Source organism: Amorphoplanes friuliensis DSM 7358, from assembly GCF_000494755.1.
GTDB lineage: Bacteria > Actinomycetota > Actinomycetes > Mycobacteriales > Micromonosporaceae > Actinoplanes > Actinoplanes friuliensis.
In genome coordinates, this window is record NC_022657.1 from 1,696,204 (window position 1) to 1,715,221 (window position 19,018).

The window sequence follows — 19,018 nt, forward strand, 5'->3', positions numbered from 1 at the left end:
CGGTGCCGCCTGTTTCGCTTGCTTCCGAAGGGCCTGCTGGTTCCGGGTGGCCGCAGCCGGGAGGACCACCGCTGACCTGGAACGACCTGCTGCCGGGATGGCCCGACGACGTGACGCTCGAGCCCGACGATCCCGGCCGGCCGGACGAGCCGCCGGCACCAGCGCCGCGTGCGATGACTCCCGAGGAGCTCGCCTACCGCCCGGCGTGGGCGGCGGCCGAGACGAGCGCACGCCGCCAGATCCGTCCGCCGTCTCCCTACGGAAGCGAGCCCTCGGACCTTTCACCGCCCGGCGTTTCTCCCGCCGGCCCCTCTCTGACCGGCCGACCTTCTCTCGGCGTCGACGACCTCGACTCCGACGCTTTCGAAGATCCGCTCACCGGGGCCGGAGCGTTCGACGCTGCGCCGCGATCACGGCTGGGCGCCTTCGATCCGGGCAAACGCGGCGCGCGGGCACTGGCCGCCGTTGCGGTGATCGTGGTGCTGGTCGCTGCGTTCCTGGCCTGGCGTGCGCGACCGCGTGTCGACCCAGTCGTGCCGCCGGTGGTCGACTCCGTGGCCACGGACGCGCCGTTTGCCGACATCAGCGGGTCCACAGCTGCTTCCGGGCCGGTCGAGGTGGTGGTGGCCGTCGGCGGAAAGGTCCGCAAGCCCGGCCTCGTGCAGCTACCGCCCGGAGCCCGCGTCGCGGACGCCCTCAAGGCCGCGGGCGGCGCCAACCCCGGCGTGGACGTCGCACCCCTGAACCTGGCCCGCAAAGTAACCGACGGCGAACTCATCATGGTCGGCGTCCCCCTCCCGCCCGGTGCCGCCGGACCGGCCGCCCCGGCCGGACCCGGTCAGCCGGGGGCGGGCCCGGTCAACCTCAACACCGCCACCCTGGCCGACCTCGACACCCTCCCCGGCGTCGGCCCCGTCCTGGCCCAGCGCATCCTCGACGCCCGGGACGCCCAGGGTGGTTTCAAGGCCGTCGCGGATCTCCGCAAGGTGCAGGGCATCGGCACCAGCCGCTTCGACCAGCTCAAAGACCTGGTGACGGTGTGACCACCCGTCCCCGTTCACCGGAACTCAGTGCGCCGGATCGCCGGCCGCCGGACCTTCGGCTGGCTGGGTTTGCGGTTGCTCTCTGGCTTGCTTCGCTTGCCTCGCTGTATCTGTCCGCCCGCATGGGACTTGTCATCGGCGGCGTAGCTCTTGCAGCGGCAGGCGGGACGGTCCTGGCTGGACTTCGTCGTGGCCCGGGTCAGTCACCCCGCGAGCGCACTGGTCTCGATGTGGGGGCGGTGAGGTGGGTGGTCGTGGCCGCTCTGCTCGGGTGTGGGTGCGGGGCTGTTGCGACCGCGGCGCGGGTGAGTGTGCGGGAGGCGGGGCCTTTGGTGGCGCTTGTGGAGGAGGAGGCGCGCGTACGGGTGGAGCTTGTGGTGCGGGATGATCCGCGGGCTTTGCGGGGGTCGCCGGGGTTGCCGCCCACCTATCTGGTTTCGGTTGATCTCACCGCGGTGCATCCGGACGGCGCGCCGCGGGTGCGGCTCGAGGCGCGTGGGCTGGTGCTCGGGTCCGATCCTGGTTGGAAGGTGCTGCTGCCGGGGCAGCGGGTTTTGGCCACGGGCCGGTTGATGGCACCGCGCGGTGGTGACCTGAAGGCCGCGGTGCTGTCGGTCAAGGACCCGCCGGAGTTGCAGGGGCGTTCGTCGTGGGCGCAGCGGGCGGCCGGTGTGCTGCGGGCCGGGTTGCAACGGGCGTGCGCGCCGCTGCCCGACGATGTCGGCGGGCTGCTTCCCGGGCTTGTCGTCGGGGACACCAGCCGACTCGATCCGGCGTTGGAGGAAGACTTTCGCGAGACCGGGATGACCCATTTGAACGCCGTAAGTGGGGCAAATGTGGCAATCATCCTGGGTGTAGTGCTCTTCGCCGTGCGGTGGACGCGGGCCGGGCCCGTTGTCATCGCGGTCGTCTGTGCGGTGGCGCTGGTCGGCTTTGTGATTCTGGCGCGGCCGTCGCCGAGTGTGGTGCGGGCTGCGGCGATGGGCGCGATCGGGCTGCTCGGGCTGGCGGCGGGGCGTCCTCGGGCGGCATTGCCCGCGCTGGCCGCCGGTGTCGCCGTACTGATTGTTGTCGACCCTGAGCTGGCCGGTGATGTGGGTTTTGCCTTGTCCGTGCTGGCCACGAGCGGGTTGCTGCTGCTCGCTCCTAAGTGGCGCGACGCGTTGCGGAGTCGTGGATGGCCGCCCGGTGCGGCCGAAGCCCTGGCCGTGCCCGCCGCCGCGCAGGTTGCGTGCGGCCCCGTCGTGGCCGGGATCTCGGGATCGGTGAGTCTGGTCGCGGTGCCGGCGAACCTGCTGGTGGTTCCGGCGATCGCGCCCGCGACGCTGCTCGGGGTTTCCGCCGCCGTGCTGTCGCCGATCTGGCCGGCGGGAGCCGAGTTCACCGCGTGGGTCGGGCAGTGGCCCGCCCGCTGGCTGGTTGTTGTTGCGACCTACGGCGCGCGGGTGCCTGCCGGTGCGCTGCCGTGGCCCGGTGGGGTGCTGGGGGCGGTGCTGCTGGGTGTGGTCACGGTGGCGTTGCTCCTCGCCGCGCGGCGGCCCGTGGTGCGGCGGCTGGTTGCCGTGCTGGCGGTGGGGGCGATGCTCGGGACTCTGCCCGTACGCGTGCTGGCGTCGGGCTGGCCGCCGCCGCGCTGGCTGGTCGTCGCTTGTGCGGTGGGGCAGGGGGACGCCGTGGTGTTGCCTGCGGGGGCGGGACGGGCTGTGGTCGTGGACGCCGGGCCGGAGCCGACACCGGTCGACCACTGTCTGCGGCGGCTCGGGGTGCGGCACGTTGTGCTCTTTGTGGTCAGTCACTTTCATGTGGACCACATCGGTGGGGTGGCCGGCGTCTTCCGGAACAGGACCGTGTCGGCCGTCATCACACCCGACTGGCCCGAGCCGCCCGGTGGGCGCGCGCTGGTCGCCGCGCAGGCCGCCGGTGCGCGTACGCCGGTGCTGGCGGTCAAGCCCGGCTGGTCGTACGCGGTGGGTGGCCTCGAGGTGACCGTGGTCGGGCCGTACGAGCCGTTGCGGGGCACTAACTCGGACCCGAACAACAACTCGCTGGTGCTCCGGGCGCGGGTCGGTGGGCGGACGGTGCTGCTGCCCGGTGACGCCGAGACCGAGGAGCAGCAGGAACTCCTCGACCACCTCGGACCCGCCGCCGTACGCGCCGACGTGCTGAAAGTCGCGCACCACGGCAGCGCGTACCAGCTGCCGGAGTTTGTCGACGCCGTCGATCCCGCGGTGGCGCTCGTCTCCGTGGGGCTCGGCAACGACTACGGGCACCCGAACGCCGGGCTGCTCGCGCGGCTCAGCCGGGGTGGGGCGCGTGTGCTGCGTACCGATGAAGGGGGTGACCTGGCCGCGGTCAGCGTGGGTGACGGGCTGGCGGTTGTCGCCCGGGGGGACCCGCCGGCGCCCTGACCTGCGCTGTCACATCGTCGTGGGGCGGCTCGTCCTTGCTCTCGGAAGCACGATGAACGAAGGAGGCAGCGATGAAGGTCGCAGTGGCAGGCGGCACCGGGCTGACGGGACGGCACGTCATCGAGGTGCTGACGGCCGCCGGACACGAGCCCGTGGTGCTGGCCCGGTCGGCGGGTGCGGACCTGATGACCGGCGCGGGGCTGGACGCCGCGCTCGACGGGGTGGACGCGACGATCGACGTGAGCAACGTGACGACGATGAACCGTGACGTCGCGATGCGGTTCTTCGGCACGGCCGGGCGCAACCTGCTCGACGCCGCCGCCCGCGCCGGGGTGCGGCACCACGTCGCCCTGTCGATCGTCGGCGTCGACCGGGTCAAGACGGGCTATTACCAGGGGAAGCTGCACCAGGAGCAGGTCGTCCGGGAGGGACCTGTGCCGTGGACGGTGCTGCGGGCGACACAGTTCCACGAGTTCGCCGGGCAGTTGCTGGAGCGGGTGCGTGGCCCGCTGGCGGTGGTGCCGCGGATGACCGTGCAGCCGATCGCCGTCCGGGAGGTCGCCGAGGCGCTCGTCGAGATCGTGGCCGGCGAGCCGCAGAAGGCCGCGCCCGACCTGGCCGGGCCGCAGGTCGAGTCGCTGGTCGACATGGCGCGGCGGCTCATCCGGGCCGGTGGCAGCCGGCGGCGTCCGGTCGTTCCGCTGTGGTTGCCGGGACCGATGGCCTCCGGTGGCCTGCTGCCCACCGGACCCGGATCCCGGGGCGTGCTGACCTTCGAGCAGTGGCTCGGCGAGGGGCGCCGATGACGGTTCGCGCAGCGTTCACGCCGTGGCCGGACTGAGCTGTATCGGTGATCATCAAGGTCGTCGTAATGTCTGCGTAACCTCGGAAAGGCTGACGCATGTCGATGTCCCGTGTACGTGCCGTGCTGGCCGGGACCGTGGGGGCGGTCCTGGTCGTGACGCTCGCCCCCGCGCTGCCGGTCGTGGCCGCACCCGCTCCGGTGCCGCTGGTCGGTGACCCGGCGAGCTATGTGGACCCGTTTGTCGGGACCACACGCGGCGGCAACACCTGGCCCGGTGCGACACGGCCGTTCGGCATGATCGCGTGGAGCCCGACGAACACCACCGGCGACCAGACCACCGCGCCGGCGTCGAACGGTTACGACTACAACGTGACCAAGCTGCGCGGCTTCAGCCTCACCCACGTCAACGGCGCCGGCTGCAGCCCGGGAGCGGCCGGCGACGTGCCGATCATGCCGTACGTGGGAGACGTGACGACCTCGCCGACCGCGGACACCCGCGACCAGCAGTACGCGTCGACGTTCTCGCACGCCAACGAGTCGGCGAGCCCCGGCCGGTACACCGTCGGGCTGGACAACGGCGTACGCACCGATCTGGCCGTGAGCACGCGGGCGGGCATCGGGAACTTCGCGTTCCCCGCGGGCTCGGCGGCGAATCTGTTGTTCCGCACCTCGAACTCGCTCAACGGCAGCGAGGACGCGCAGATCACCATCGACGCCGCCACCCGTACGGTGACCGGGTCGGTGCTGACCGGAGGCTTCTGCGGGCGGCGCGGCAACGGTGGCGGGGCCACCAACCCGAACCGGCGGTCGTACTACCGGCTGTACTTCAGTGCTGCGTTCGATCGCGACTTCGCGCGTACCGGGACGTGGCAGAACGCGACCGTCACGCCGGGCGGGACCACCACGACCGGGGGAGAGGGTTATCTCACCGGCGCCGACCGGGCCGGCAAGGGCTCGGGCGGCTGGGTCGGTTTTGACACCGCCACCGGCGGCGACGTGCGGATGCGGGTCGGGATCTCGTACGTGAGCGCGGCCGGCGCCGCGGCCAACCGTGACGCGGAAGTGCCTGTCGCCGCGACCGTCGACTCCGTCGCGGCTGCCACCCGGGACGCGTGGAACACCGAACTGAAGCGCATCCAGGTCGGTGGTGGCACGGAGGCCCGCACGAGTGCCTTCTACACCGCGGTCTACCACTCGCTGATGCAGCCGCAGACCATGAACGACCTCGACGGCCGCTACCTCGGTGCTGACCTGCAGGTGCACAGCATCCGGGCCGGGCAGCGAGCGGCGTACGGGACCTTCTCGGGCTGGGACCAGTACCGTGCGCAGATCCAGCTGCTGGCCCTGCTGCGGCCCGACGTCGCCGGTGACATGGCGCAGTCGATGCTCGACTTCGCCGCGCAGAACAACGGCATCTGGGACCGGTGGCTGCACCTCGGCGCCCCCACGCACGTCATGACGGGTGACCCGGCCGCGCCGACGCTGGCCACGTACTACGCGATGGGTGCGCGCAACTTCGACGTCGACGGCGCGCTCACGTCGCTGGTCAAGCAGGCGACGGTGCAGAACCCGGACGCGCTCTCCGACGCTGGCTGCCCGGGACAGTGCCTGGGGCAGCGGCCGACCCTGAACACGTACCTGGCGCTGAAGTACGCGGCGAACGACATCTGCCACTGCTGGGGCGGTGCGGCGGAGACGCTGGAGAACTCCCTCGCCGACTTCTCGCTGGCGATGTGGGCGCAGCGGACCGGGCGCAACGACCTGTACCGCCAGCTGCTGCCGCGCGGTGACTACTGGAAGAACACGTTCAACCCTGCGGTCGGGTACCAGGCGGCGCGGCGGGCGGACGGGAGCTGGCAGAGCGGCTTCACCCCGGCCACGGACGTCGGCTTCGCGCAGGGCTCCAGTGCGACGTACACGTGGATGGTGCCGCAGGACGTGTCCGGGCTGGCCACGCTCATGGGCGGCCGTCCGGCGGCGGCAACACGGCTCGACGGCTTCTTCCACGACGAGAACGGCAACTGGGCGGTCCTCGGCGGCAACGCCCTGCGCTACGACCCGACCAACGAGCCCGGCATCCACGCGCCCTGGCTCTACAACGGTCTCGGACAACCCTGGAAGACCCAGGAGACAGTGCGGCAGATCGTCGACACCGCGTACGGGACAGGGCCCGGCGGCCTGCCCGGCAACGACGACCTGGGCACGATGAGCGCCTGGTACGTGTTCGCGGCGATCGGCATGTTCCCGCAGGTGCCGGGGCGTGCGGAGCTGCTCCTCGGCAGCCCGGTCTTCACCCGTGTGGTGATCGGCCGCAGCAACGGCGTCAAGCTAACGATCAACGCCGGCACCACCGACAAGTACGTGCAGAGCGTCCAGCTCAACGGGTCGGCGCTGCGGCGGTCGTGGCTGCCGGAGTCCTACCTGCAGCGTGGCGGCACGGTGACCTTCAAGCTCGGCCCCACCGCGAACAAGACCTGGGCGACCGCGCCGTCCGACCTGCCCCGGGATTTCTGAGCACGGACCTGGCAGGGTCCGGGTGTCCGTTCATGAGCCGCCAGGCGATTGGACACCCGGGCCCGGTGTCCGCGGGAGCGACGGTTGGTGACATGCAGTGACCGTGGCAATCCGAAGGTGGGTAGGACGACACGCCCGGATTAGTCCGAGCGTGCGATTCGACCCCGGGCGATCGGTTCGGATCTGCGTCGGCGCGGGCCGGCGGCGCAAGGCAGACATTCAGCCTGATCGAGAACCATTACGGTCCGGAGCGCATGGTGGTTCACCGATATGTCGGGTTTCGCGTTGTGTGCTTCGAGCCCGGCGCTAAGGAGTGAGCCGTGCGAAAGCGTCAGACCTTCGTGCGAAGATTTCGGACGTGAACACCGCGCCTCCCGCCTCCTTACTGCTCGTCCAAGGCGACGAGGAGCTGCTGGCCGCCCGGGCGATCACCGCGGCGGTCGACGCGGCGCGGGCGGAGGAGCCCGGCGCCGACGTCCGTGAGTACGAGGCGGGTGCCCTCAGCGCCGGTGAGGTCGCCGAGATGCTCAGCCCGTCGCTGTTCGGCGGCCGGCGGGTGCTGGTGATCCGTAGCGGGCAGGACGCGCGCAAGGACCTCGCCGCCGCCCTGCTGGCCTATGCGAAAAATCCCGATCCCGATGTCACGCTGATCGTCGCGCACCCGGGCGGTGCCAAGGGCAAGGCCTTTGCGGACGGTCTCCGCACCGCCGGCGCCACCGTCGTGCCCGTGGCCAAGCTCAAGGGTGACCGCGAGCGGATCGCCTTTGTCCGTGACGAGTTCCGGCGCAACGGAGGCCGCTGCGACGAGCAGTCGGCGGCGGCGCTGCTCGCGGCGGTGGGCACCGACCTCCGCGAGATCGCGGCGGCCTGCTCACAGCTGCTCGCCGACACCGACGGCAAGATCAGCCCGGCGGTGGTCGCGCGTTACTACAAGGGCCGCGCCGAGGTCAGCGGTTTCGCCGTGGCCGACGCGGCCATGGTCGGCGACTTGCCCGGCGCCCTCGAAGCGTTGCGCTGGGCCCTGCACGTCGGCGTCGACCCGGTGCCGATCGCCGACGCCATCGCCGACGGTGTCCGCACGGTGGCGCGGGTGGCTTCGGCGGGCCGCGGCAACCCGTACCAGATGGCCAGCTCCCTCGGCATGCCCGCCTGGAAGATCCAGAAGGCCCAGGAACGCAGCCGCGGCTGGACCCCGGAGGCCCTGGTCGACGCGATGCGCGCAGCCGCCGACTGCAACGCCGCGGTCAAGGGTGGCGCCGAGGACCGCGGCTACGCCCTGGAGCAGGCCGTTTTTGCCGTCGCCGCCGCGCGCCACTCCGGAGGTGCCCGATGACCCGGTCCCGCCGCGCCGGTCTGTCCCGCGACGAGGCCCGTCAGCAGCCGCTCTACGCCCGCATGCTCGGGCTGCAATACCTGGCGCCCGGTGGTTTCCTCTGCTTCGTGTTCCTCGAGGGGGCCGTCGCCCTGGGCATCCTGCTGGCCCTGGCCGAACTGGTCAGCTGGTGGGGTGTGCTCGTCCTGCCGCTGACGGTCGCGGTCATGGTCAAGCTGAACGACGTGGTGGCGGGATCCCTGATCCGCACCCCGGCCACGCCGCCCGCCGAACGCCAGGCCAAGCCTCGAGGGTCGAAAACCGTCCGGCTGCCGGCTTCGGTGATCGCGGCTGCGCGCGCTGAAGCACCGGCTCTGCGCCCCGCGGCGCTGCGCCCGCAGACGGCTGCGGTGCCGGGCGGCCCGATCGGTGATCAATGGACACCACCGCCGATGGGCGCGATCGACGCGAATGCACTGAACGGCCCGCCGGTCGCGCGACAGCGGGCGGAGCAGCTCGACGAGCCGCAGCAACGCGCCCGCCAGTCGGCCGCCCGCCGCTACGAGTGACGCCCCGAGCCGCGCCCACCGACCGGTGAGCCGGGTCGGTGGCTGCTGCCAACCGAGCCGCGGCCTGCCGAACCGAGCCGCGGCCTGCCGAACCGAGCCGCGGCCTGCTGACTGAGCCGCGGCCTGGTGACCGAGTCGCCTGGTGACCAAGCCGTGGCCTGCTGACTGAGCCTCGGCCTGTCGACCGACCAGCCGGTTCCTGCGCCGGCCTCGGATTTGCGGCCTCCGCGATTCGGTCGCGCGTGGTGCGACGTCGAGCCGGCCGACCCTGGAAACAACTCAGGCACCGCTGGACCCGAAGGTCCTGCGGTGCCTTGAGGTGTGGTCGATGACCAGCCTGCGGTCAGGCAGACAGCGAGGCGACCCGCTTGGCGATGGCCGACTTCCGGTTCGCCGCCTGGTTCTTGTGAATGACGCCCTTGCTAACAGCCTTGTCGAGCTGGCGCGAGGCGTCACGCAGCAGCGCGGTAGCCGACTCGTTGTTGCCGGCCTCGCTCGCCTCGTTCAGCTTGCGGATCACGGTCTTCAGCGACGACTTGACCGACTTGTTGCGCAGCCGGGCCTTCTCGTTCTGCCGGTTGCGCTTGATCTGGGACTTGATGTTCGCCACGCGACAGCCTTGTCCTGACTAGTTCGGATGATGTGCACGGACGGTGGAGACACAGCAGGAAGCAACGTCACCACACGCGACGAACCAATGTATCAGGCCCGCTCGGCGCCGCCCAAATCGCTAGGTCGGGCGGATGGCAAAAGCCCAGCTAGACGGCCCAACCGCGACGTTCGGCGAGCCACGCCAGCGCCTGGTTCCCGCTGAAGCGCTGATGCTGGCGACTGTGAGGCGAAGCACTGCTCGGACCGCCGGCCGCCCGCGTCAGCCAGTATCCGCCGAGCGCGGCCAGCGCCCCGTCCACCCCGTCCGGCGGCGGGTCCCACGGTGCCAGCGCGGCGTCGGTGTCCAGGCCACTCGCGTACGCCGTGACCAGCAGCGTCACCGTGTCGAACCACTGCGCACCGAGACACGGCCAGGTCCAGTCACAGAGCCTGGCTCTCCCGTACGCGTCCAGGAGCACGTTGTCCACGCGCAGGTCGCCGTGCAGCATGCCGGGCCCGGCAACCAGGTCCGGGAGCCCTTGCTCCAGAGCGGCCAGCTCACCGAGCCTTCCGGGCACCCAATCCGGTACGGGCGGCAGCGGCGCACGCCCGGCCGCGATCTCGGACCACCACGACAACTCGTCCCGCACGATGGCGCCGAGCGGCGGCAGCCCCAGGCCCAGCAACTCCGCCGACGGCCGCGCCAGCGCCTCCGCCGAGACCCGCCAGGCCTCGAGAGCCGCGGCCAGGTCGGCGGGCGTCCACGGCAGGTTGGGCACGTGGCCGTCGACGGCTTCGAGACACAGCACGTAGTAGCCGCCGGCCTGCAGCGTCCACCGCGGTCGCGCCGCCGGGACCTCCGAGGGCAGTGCGGCTGTGATGGCCGCCTCACGGGCGTACCAGTCGGAGATCGGTTCGCTGAGCGGCGCGGCCTTCACGAAGGCCCGGGCGCCGTCCGCCGTCGTCACCAGCGCGGCGAACGCCCTGGTGAAGCCACCGCCCGCGCTGGCCGAGGCCGTGACGGGCCCGCCGAGCCGCGAGCTCACCGCATCCCGCACGGCGGCGGGCAGATCGGTCCAATCCGGGCGTACGGCCGTAGCGCCGTAAGCGACGTCGGGCAGGGAGACCACACGCATGCCCCCATCCTGCCTCCCCGTTTTTGTCGTACCCGGCTGGCAGGCTGTGCCCATGAGAACGGACGACTTCTGGGCGGTCATCGACCGGGCGACCGCCGACCGGCCGGGTTCGCCCGACGAGGTGGCCAAACGTGCCATCGCCGAGCTGGCCACCCGCGACCCCGACGAGATCGAGGCCTGGGGCCGCCACCTGGACAAGGTCATGGCCGCCTCGGGCAAGGAAGACCTCTGGGCCGCGGCCTATCTGATCAACGGCGGCGCGTCGGACGAGGGCTTCGACAACTTCCGCGGATGGCTGATCGCCAACGGCCGGGACGTGGTCGCGCGCGCGGTTCCCGACCCCGACTCGCTGGCCGATCTCCCTGCAGTCCAGGCCGCCGCCTCGACCGGTGCAGTTTTTGAGGCCGAAGAGGTCCTGACCATCGCGGGCGAGGCTTACCAGCAGGCCACCGGCACCGAGCTCCCCTCGAAGGAGACGGCACCCAACCGCCCCGACGCGGCGATGCTGTGGGATTTCGACAACGAGGAGGAGATGCAGAAACGCCTGCCCCGCCTCTCCGCACTCTTTCTGGAGCCGCCGGACTGAGCGCCCCGCCACCTGGCGGGAAATCGGGTCGAGCGGGCGTCGGCGCGTCAGCAGAATCGGGCGCATGGATGGTCACGAGGGAGAGCCGGGCATGCAGGGTGCTGTCGCAGCAGTGAGCTGCAACGACGTCTATTCGTTCACCAAGCCGACGCGTGGCGAGATCACTCTGGTCGCGGGTCTCGGCGTTGTCGGCGACGTGCACGCGGGGGTGACGGTTCGCCACCGGAGCCGGGTCGCCACGGACCCGCAGCAGCCCAATCTGCGCCAGGTTCACCTCATCCACGCGGAGCTGCACGACGAGGTCCGGCCGGAGGGTCACGAGGTGCCGGCGGGTGGCCTGGGTGAGAACGTCACCACCACCGGGATCGACCTCCTCGGTCTCCCGGTCGGCACGATCCTGCACTTCGACCCACCCGCGGGGTCCGTGACCACCTCCGTTCCCGCAGCGCCGGCCGCCCCTCGATTCGTCGCGGACGGGCTGTTCGAGGTCGAAGGGCCGCCCGGAGGCGCGGCGGTTGTCCTCGAGGCCGCCGCAAAGGCCACCCTCGAACCCCACATCGCCCCAGCGGTGGCAATTCTGGCCGCCCGCATCGAAGCCGCCGACCAGAGCGGGGCCACCGAAGAACAGCCCGGAGACCGGGCCGACGGCGAGAGCCAGGGACCGGCGGTGATCATCGCGGGGCTGCGGAACCCCTGTGTGCAGATCGATCGCTACCAGCCGGGCCTGCTCAAACAGGTGCTCGGACGAAGCCCGGACGGCCGCATCGTGCGCAAGGCCGGCGTCATGGCCGTGGTTCTGCGGGGAGGCACCATCCGGCCCGGGGATGCGATCACCGTCGACCTGCCTCCGGGCCCGCACGTGGCGCTCGACCGGGTGTGATCCGAGCGTTCGCCGGCGACGTGGGACGATAGACGTGGCCGGCGTCCTCGCCGGTGGTGGTCAGGCTGAGAAGGCCGGCCGCCTGTGGAGAACCAGCCCGCTTGAGAAGAACGGACGATCGTGCCTGGACCGCTCGACCCCGGCGTGAACATCATCGGAGCGACCGATCCTCGTCGCATCCGCAACTTCTGCATCATCGCGCACATCGACCACGGGAAGTCGACCCTGGCCGACCGCATGTTGCAGATCACCGGGGTGGTCGACCCGCGGCAGATGCGTGCGCAGTATCTCGACCGGATGGACATCGAGCGCGAGCGTGGCATCACGATCAAGAGCCAGGCCGTGCGGATGCCCTGGGTGGTCCGTGAGGGCGGCCGGCAGGGCGACACCGCCGTTCTGAACATGATCGACACGCCGGGCCACGTCGACTTCACCTACGAGGTCTCGCGGAGCCTGGCCGCCTGTGAGGGCGCTGTCCTGCTCGTGGACGCCGCGCAGGGCATCGAGGCGCAGACTCTCGCCAACCTGTACCTGGCGATGGAGAACGACCTCCACATCATCCCGGTGCTCAACAAGATCGACCTGCCGGCCGCGCAGCCCGAGAAGTACGCCGAGGAGCTCGCCAAGCTGATCGGCTGCGAGCCCGACGACGTGCTGCGGGTCTCCGGCAAGACCGGTGAGGGTGTCGCGCACCTGCTCGACGAGGTTGTCCGGCAGTTCCAGCCGCCGGTCGGTGACGCCACCGCCCCGGCCCGCGCCATGATCTTCGACTCGGTGTACGACGTCTACCGCGGCGTGGTCACCTACGTCCGCGTCATCGACGGCCGCATCGAGGCCCGCGACAAGATCAAGATGATGTCCAACGGCACCGTGCACGAGCTGCTCGAGATCGGCGTCGTCTCTCCCGAGATGGAGAAGGCCGGCGCTCTCGGTGTCGGCGAGGTCGGCTACCTGATCACCGGTGTGAAGGACGTCCGCCAGTCCCGGGTCGGCGACACGGTCACCAACAACCAGCGGCCGGCCAAGGAGGCCCTCGGCGGTTACTCCGACCCGCGGCCGATGGTCTACTCCGGCCTCTACCCGATCGACGGCTCCGACTACCCTGCGCTGCGTGACGCGCTCGACAAGCTGCAGCTCAACGACGCCTCGCTCACCTACGAGCCGGAGACCAGCGCCGCACTCGGTTTCGGGTTCCGCTGCGGCTTCCTGGGGCTGCTCCACCTCGAGATCATCGGCGAGCGGCTCGAACGCGAGTTCAACCTGGACCTGATCTCCACCGCGCCGAACGTCGTCTACCGGCTCTTCACCGAGGACGCCACCGAGCACGTCGTCACCAACCCGAGCGAGTTCCCCGACGGAAAGATCGCCGAGATCCACGAACCGGTGGTCCGGGCAACCGTCCTGGTCCCGAACGAGTTCGTCGGCGCGGTCATGGAGCTGTGCCAGAGCCGCCGCGGCCAGCTGCTCGGCATGGAGTACCTGTCCACCGAACGGGTGGAACTCCGCTACACCCTACCCCTCGGCGAGATCATCTTCGACTTCTTCGACCAGCTCAAGAGCAAGACGAAGGGCTACGCGTCCCTGGACTACGAGCCCTCCGGCGAGCAGGTCGCCGACCTGGTCAAGGTCGACATCCTGCTGCACGGCGAGCCCGTCGACGCGTTCAGCGCGATCGTCCACAAGGACAAGGCGTACAACTACGGCGTCACCATCGCCTCCAAGCTGCAAAAACTCATCCCGCGGCAGCAGTTCGAGGTGCCGATCCAGGCCGCCATCGGCAGCCGCATCATCGCCCGCGAAACCATCCGCGCCATCCGCAAGGACGTCCTTGCCAAGTGCTACGGCGGTGACATCAGCCGGAAGCGCAAGCTGCTCGAGAAGCAGAAGGAAGGCAAGAAGCGCATGAAGATGGTCGGCCGTGTGGAGGTCCCGCAGGAGGCCTTCATCGCCGCACTGTCGACGTCCGACTCAGGCGACAACAAAACCAAAAAATAGGGCGGTTTGGTTTTCGGGGAGTCCGGGAACACTGGGGTCAGACGAACGCAACAACTGTTCTACCCCCGAGGAGACTCCCCATGACCGTCACCAGCATTCTCGTCGCACTCGTCGTCGGCCTGATCATCGGCGCCCTGGGCCGCCTGGTCGTGCCCGGCAAGCAGAACATCCCGATCTGGCTCACGATGGTCATCGGCGTCGTAGCGGCCCTGCTCGGCACGGTCCTGGCCCGCGCCATCGGCGTCGACAAGACCGGCGGCATCGACTGGATCGAGCTGGCCTTCCAGGTCGTCCTCGCCGCCATCGGCGTCGCCCTGGTCGCCGGCACGGCTGGCCGTCGTCGTCGCAGCGTCCGCTAACTCGCACCACCCAGAACCCCGGATCCTCGCCAAGAGGGTCCGGGGTTTTGCTGTGCAATTACATTCTCTGCGGCCGGCGAGACGCAGCGCCAGGTAACGCCGACAGGTAGCACTTCGAATGATTTCGTAGGTCCGTGCATGGTGCTGACCGCCGCTCCCGCCGAGAACGGGCCCGAGCATCCAATCGCCTGGCGGCTCATGAACGGAAGCCCGGGCCCTGCCAGCTCCGTGCTCCCACACCCGAACCCCAACTTCAGATCTAAGAACTCGGGCCTCGGGCCTCGGTTTTGGGTCTTGGGGCTTAGCTTTGGGTCTCGGGCCTGGGTGTTGGGCCTGGGTCTTGGGCGTCAGGTCTCGGGCTTCGGCTCCGAACCGAACCGAACCGAACCGAACCGAACCGAACCGCGGATCTCGAGCCCGCGCGAATCGGCTTTGGCCTCCGAACCTTTTCTCCAGGTTCGGACCCCGTGATGGCCCAACATCGCTGATGTTGTGTTGATCATGCCAAGTTCTCGGGCCTCGAATCTCGGCTAAGGACTCCGGGTCGTGGATCTGAGGCCTCACAGCTCTGATCCGGGCGTCGGGCCGGGACCTCGGCCTCGTTAGGGCGTCAGGCCTAACTTTGGTCGAGCTTCCTGCCTTTGGTTCAGGCCGGTCGCGGTCGCAGTGGCGGGCACGGTCCTTTCCCCCGCCGTTCGGGATCTCGGCCCCCGCTTGGGTCTCAGATCTGGCCTCGATTCGGACTCAGGCCGCGCCGCCGACCCCGGCCCCGAGCCTCCGGCTCTAGGCTTTCGCCTCGGACAAAGCCGCAGCCGGTGGATGGCCAGTTTGTGCACGCTGCCCCGGCGTCACACCTCGGCCCTCGGACCCCTGGCCCTCGGATCCCCGGCCTGGGCCTCGAATAAAGCCTCTGACCTCGACTCGGCCCGAACCCGAACCCGGGTCCGAACCGCGAACCGCGAACCGCGAACCGCGAACCGCGAACCGCGAACCGCGAACCGCGAACCGCGAACCGCGAACCGCGAACCGCGAACCGCGAACCGCGAACCCCGAACCGCGAACCGCGAACCGCGAACCTGGATCTCGGACTTCGGATCTCGATCTCGATCTCGGACCTAACCTCGGGGCTCGATCTCGACTCCAGCTTCGGGCCTCGAACTCCAGCTTCGCGGCTTCGAATCTCCGGCACGGGCGGCGCTCATGCCGCTGGACGAGACCGTCGGCATTCCGCCCGCGGACGACGTCAGGCCTCGAACTCCGAGGGTCAGGCCTGGGAACTAGGACCCGGAACTCTCAAGCCGGCCCGAGCGCCAGGGACGCTGCGGTCCCGTCAGTAGCGGAATTTGTGCTGGGCGCTGCGGCGGTTGACCCAGGCCGGGAGTTCGTCCACGTGCTCCAGGTGGGGCACCTGCTCGACCGGGTCGTGGGAGCGGGTCACGTCGCGCATTGTCACCACGTAGCCCTGGACGAGGCGGTCTTCGCGGAGGTCGCGGTAGGTGGCTTCGACCAGGACCTGGCGTTCGTCCGGGCGTTGGAGGGCGCAGTAGACCACCCCGTCGCCCTGGTCGCGGAGGGCTCGGCGGACCTGGCCGCGGTCGTCGGGGTGAACCAGATCGTGGAGGGTGGCGAACGGGGGGAGTTCTTCGACGCCGAGGAGTTCGCGGAGGGCGGGGCTGGCGTACCGGATCTGCTGGTCCTCGTCGATGACCAGCATGACGTCGGCGGTGTTGCGGATGACCGCGCGCAGGTAGAGGTCGCTGTCGCGGCGGCCGACGGCTTCGACCAGGGAGATGCGGTCCAGGGCCAGGGCGGCCTGGCCGGCGAGGACCTCCAGGGCGTCGCGGGTGGCGGTGAGCATGTCTTTGCGGCCGGAGAGGACCAGGGCGCCGCCGTTCGGGCGGGCGACCGCCAGGGGTTCCAGCCACAGGGGACAGACCAGGGTGGCGTCGTCGGAGGACGCGGTTTTTTCGTCCAGCCACCAGCTTCGCGCGCGGGGGCCGGTGGGGGCGGCGGGGAGTGCTTCCAGGGTGAGCTGGCGGTCGTCGGTGGCGAAGACGACGCGTTTCACCTCGTGGGGTGGCAGGAGCTGGGCCACTGCGGCGCGGACGGCCTCGTCGACGGAGGCGTCGTCGGTGGCGGCGACCAGGACGGCGCTGGCCTCGCGGAGGGCGCGTTCGCGGGTGAGGGCCTGACTGGTCTGGGTGACGGAGTCGGCGAGGCGGGTGAACGTCAGGACCAGGGTGAGACCACCGGCCAGGGCGATCACCACGCCGTCGCGGACCTGGCCGGACACGGCTTCGATCAGCAGGACCAGCGGTGGTGTCGCCACGGAGAGGCCGAGCAGCGCCGCCCAGCGGCCCTGCCACGGGGGCGGCTGCGCGGGCGTGGGGCTCGTGAGCCGCGCCATCGACGGGTGCAGTGCCGCGCCGCCCCAGGCCAGGTAGAGCACGATGTATCCGGCCTCGGTCACGCTGCCGGGCGCCAGCGGGTAGAGGATGTCGCTGGCCAGCATGCCGAGGGCGCCGACGCCGAGCAGGACCGCGGACCAGTTGAACCAGGCCGCCACGATCAGGCGCACGGCCACGCCGACCAGGAGCACACCACCGATGACGTCGGCCGCCGAGATGTTGCCGAACTGACCGCTGTCGCCGATCACGAAGACCCAGATGACCAGCAGCGTGGCGCAGGCCAGGGCGCTCAGGTCGATGAGGCGGGTGCGGTTCATCAGGATCGCGCCGACGCGAGTGAGCTGCAGCAGGGCCAGCACGACAAAGCCGAACATCGACAGGTACGAGACGTCGGCGACGGCCATGCGGTCGAGGGCGTAGAAGACGTCACCGATGGCGAGCGAGGCGACAGCGGCGGCGAGCAGCAACCACGGGCCGATCCGGGCGGGCCTGTGACGGCTGATCCCGAGAACGACGGCGGTGATGCTCGCGGCTCCCAGAAGGATCCATTCGATGGCTTGGAGCACGACTAACTAGTACCAGTCGTGGTCTTGCCTGTCCATGTCGATGTATACGCAGCGCTATGACCTGGGAACATTTCCGTCACCACAGTGAGCAACGTGAATAAAGATGAATGCGAAAACAAATCACGGGTTTACCTGCTCACGCCCATCGATGAGCTGGTCAGCGGAAAACTTCGGCCACCACGGTGGTGCTGTCCGCGGGCTGGTCGCCGGTTACGGGCTGCCACCTGCCGTCGGAGGCGGTCCACTCCGAACTGGCGAAACGTACCCGTTCGAGACCTGTGGTCCCGGCGTGCGCGACGAGCCAGTGTGCGTACCGCCAGCCGGTCTTGACGTCCTTGACCGGGACGGACAGGCCGCCGTCGGTCGCGGACTCGACCGAGTCGAGGCTCTTGCCCCAGTCGAGCCGCATGCCGTCGGCGAGGGCGGTCGCCGCGGCGGCGCCCCGCAGGACGGGCTCGCCGCTGATCGTGCACTCGACCGCGCTGGTGGCGCCGCCGGTCAGCGCCTTGGCGAGCACCTCGGACTCGTCGGCCCACTTCTCGTACGCGTTCGGGTAGGCCGAGCGCTGCACCTTCTGCGCCGCGTCGGTGACCCGCATCTTCTGCCAGCCCTTGACCTTCTTGAGCGACGAGTAGAACTTGCCCGCCGCGTACCGGGGGTCCTGGATCTTCTCCGGGGTGCCCCACCCCTGGCTGGGCCGCTGCTGGAAGAGGCCGAGGGAGTCCCGGTCGCCGTCCTCGAGGTTCTCGAGCTTCGACTCCTGGAACGCGGTGGCCAGCGCGACCACCACGGCGCGTTCGGGCATCTTGCGCCGCACGCCGACCGCGGTGATGGTCGCGGCGTTGGCCATCTGCACCAGGTCGAGGGTGACCTCACCGTCGGCGCGCACGGTGCACTCCGGGCCGAGGTGCGGCAGGGTCAGCTTCCCGCCGACCGAGTTGACGGCCACGAACACGCCGAGGGCGCCGACGAGCGCGAGCAGAGCCACCAGGACAACAGGCTTTCTCCGCACGCACACTCCCTCCGTCAGGTGACAAGCGTAAACAACGAGTGCTCTACTCCGGCGTGACCGGCACCCACGATGCCGGGCGCTTCTCCCGGAAGGCCGTCACACCCTCGCGTCCCTCGGCCGACCGGAAGTAGCCGGCCGAGCGTTCGGCCAGCTCGGCGAGGTCGGCGCGGATCGTCTCGGCCGGCCTCCGGCGCAGCAACTGCTTGGTGCCGGCCAGCGCCAGCGGACCCCCACGGACCAGAGCTTCCGTGTACGCCGTGACAGCCGCATCCAGCTCGCCGGCCTCCACAGCCGCGGTGACGAGCCCGATCTCGGCCGCGCGTACGCCGTCGAAGACGTTGCCGGTGAGATAGAGCTCAGCCGCGGCGCGGGGTGCCAGCCGGGGCAGGACGGTGGCACTGATCACAGCCGGGATCACCCCGAGGCGCACCTCCGAGAAGGCGAACGTGGCTTCCCGCGTACAGAGGGCGAGGTCGGCGGCGGCGATGAGGCCGAGGCCGCCGGCACGGGCGGGACCGGCCACCCGGGCCAGGACGGGTTTGGGGAACTCCCAGATCGCGGCGAGCACGTCGCCGAGCAGCTCAGCCGGTATGCGGCCGGTCTCGCGGGCCTCGGCGGTCTCCTTCAGATCGGCGCCCGAGCAGAAGACCGGACCCGTGTGCGAGATCACCACCGCGCGGACCGAGGTGTTGGTGACCGCGGCGCCGAGCGCGTCGAGCAGCTCGCGCATCAACGGGGTGGAAAGGGCATTACGGTTCGCCGGGCTGTCCAGGGTCACGGTGGTCACCCCGGCGTCGGTGGCGGTGCGGACCAGCTCCATGCCGGAACCCTAAC

The 19,018-nt window shown here is 70.3% G+C and carries 15 protein-coding genes; 10 read left to right on the forward strand and 5 right to left on the reverse strand.

The window, feature by feature from the left end; translation table 11 throughout:
- Nucleotides 1-173: 173 nt before the first annotated feature.
- From AFR_RS47680 to AFR_RS07885, 6 genes are all read left to right on the forward strand, one after another.
- Nucleotides 174-1,043, forward strand: coding sequence for a ComEA family DNA-binding protein (locus AFR_RS47680; protein ID WP_438829937.1), 870 nt, complete (start codon nt 174-176; stop codon nt 1,041-1,043).
- A gap of 332 nt (nt 1,044-1,375) precedes the next feature.
- Nucleotides 1,376-3,451 carry a ComEC/Rec2 family competence protein gene (locus AFR_RS07865; RefSeq protein ID WP_438829924.1) on the forward strand — a complete coding sequence of 692 codons (2,076 nt, stop codon included), beginning with the start codon at nt 1,376-1,378 and terminating at the stop codon, nt 3,449-3,451.
- 71 nt (nt 3,452-3,522) lie between these two features.
- Nucleotides 3,523-4,257, forward strand: a complete 735-nt coding sequence (locus AFR_RS07870; RefSeq protein ID WP_023359373.1) for an SDR family oxidoreductase — start codon at nt 3,523-3,525, stop codon at nt 4,255-4,257.
- A gap of 101 nt (nt 4,258-4,358) precedes the next feature.
- Complete coding sequence (locus tag AFR_RS07875; protein WP_041841900.1) at nt 4,359-6,770, forward strand: GH92 family glycosyl hydrolase; 2,412 nt, start codon at nt 4,359-4,361, stop codon at nt 6,768-6,770.
- A 349-nt stretch (nt 6,771-7,119) separates the two neighbouring features.
- Complete coding sequence (holA, locus tag AFR_RS07880) at nt 7,120-8,103, forward strand: DNA polymerase III subunit delta (protein WP_041841901.1); 984 nt, start codon at nt 7,120-7,122, stop codon at nt 8,101-8,103.
- Entirely contained in the window at nt 8,100-8,651 is a 552-nt protein-coding gene (locus AFR_RS07885; protein ID WP_023359376.1) for a hypothetical protein, read from the forward strand. Before holA ends, AFR_RS07885 begins: the two co-directional genes overlap by 4 nt.
- Before the next feature lie 343 nt (nt 8,652-8,994).
- On the opposite strand, the gene rpsT is transcribed toward AFR_RS07885, so the two are convergent.
- Together rpsT and AFR_RS07895 are read right to left on the reverse strand one after the other, a co-directional pair.
- The gene (gene rpsT / locus AFR_RS07890; RefSeq protein ID WP_023359377.1) at nt 8,995-9,261 is read right to left on the reverse strand and encodes a 30S ribosomal protein S20; all 267 of its coding nucleotides are present in this window, start codon (nt 9,259-9,261) and stop codon (nt 8,995-8,997) included.
- A 148-nt stretch (nt 9,262-9,409) separates the two neighbouring features.
- Nucleotides 9,410-10,378, reverse strand: a complete 969-nt coding sequence (locus AFR_RS07895) for a phosphotransferase family protein (RefSeq protein ID WP_023359378.1) — start codon at nt 10,376-10,378, stop codon at nt 9,410-9,412.
- Nucleotides 10,379-10,430: 52 nt separating this feature from the next.
- On the opposite strand from AFR_RS07895, the gene AFR_RS07900 reads away from it, so the two are divergent.
- The 4 genes from AFR_RS07900 (at nt 10,431) to AFR_RS07915 (ending at nt 14,198) form a co-directional block, all read left to right on the forward strand.
- The gene (locus tag AFR_RS07900) at nt 10,431-10,964 is read left to right on the forward strand and encodes a DUF4240 domain-containing protein (RefSeq protein WP_023359379.1); all 534 of its coding nucleotides are present in this window, start codon (nt 10,431-10,433) and stop codon (nt 10,962-10,964) included.
- 64 nt (nt 10,965-11,028) lie between these two features.
- A complete protein-coding gene (locus AFR_RS43445; RefSeq protein WP_202963978.1) occupies nt 11,029-11,844 on the forward strand; it encodes an MOSC domain-containing protein in 816 nt (271 codons plus the stop codon).
- Between the two features lie 120 nt (nt 11,845-11,964).
- Nucleotides 11,965-13,839 (forward strand): translation elongation factor 4, encoded by a 1,875-nt coding sequence (gene lepA / locus AFR_RS07910; RefSeq protein WP_023359381.1) that lies wholly within the window; start codon nt 11,965-11,967, stop codon nt 13,837-13,839.
- Between the two features lie 80 nt (nt 13,840-13,919).
- A complete protein-coding gene (locus tag AFR_RS07915; RefSeq protein WP_023359382.1) occupies nt 13,920-14,198 on the forward strand; it encodes a GlsB/YeaQ/YmgE family stress response membrane protein in 279 nt (92 codons plus the stop codon).
- A 1,330-nt stretch (nt 14,199-15,528) separates the two neighbouring features.
- Here the strand turns inward: AFR_RS07915 and AFR_RS48350 are convergent.
- The 3 genes from AFR_RS48350 to AFR_RS07930 form a co-directional block, all read right to left on the reverse strand.
- Nucleotides 15,529-17,172 carry a PAS domain-containing protein gene (locus tag AFR_RS48350; RefSeq protein ID WP_023359383.1) on the reverse strand — a complete coding sequence of 548 codons (1,644 nt, stop codon included), beginning with the start codon at nt 17,170-17,172 and terminating at the stop codon, nt 15,529-15,531.
- A gap of 157 nt (nt 17,173-17,329) precedes the next feature.
- Nucleotides 17,330-18,190 (reverse strand): hypothetical protein, encoded by an 861-nt coding sequence (locus tag AFR_RS07925; RefSeq protein ID WP_063749527.1) that lies wholly within the window; start codon nt 18,188-18,190, stop codon nt 17,330-17,332.
- 37 nt (nt 18,191-18,227) lie between these two features.
- Complete coding sequence (locus AFR_RS07930; protein WP_023359385.1) at nt 18,228-19,004, reverse strand: enoyl-CoA hydratase-related protein; 777 nt, start codon at nt 19,002-19,004, stop codon at nt 18,228-18,230.
- Nucleotides 19,005-19,018 lie beyond the last annotated feature (14 nt).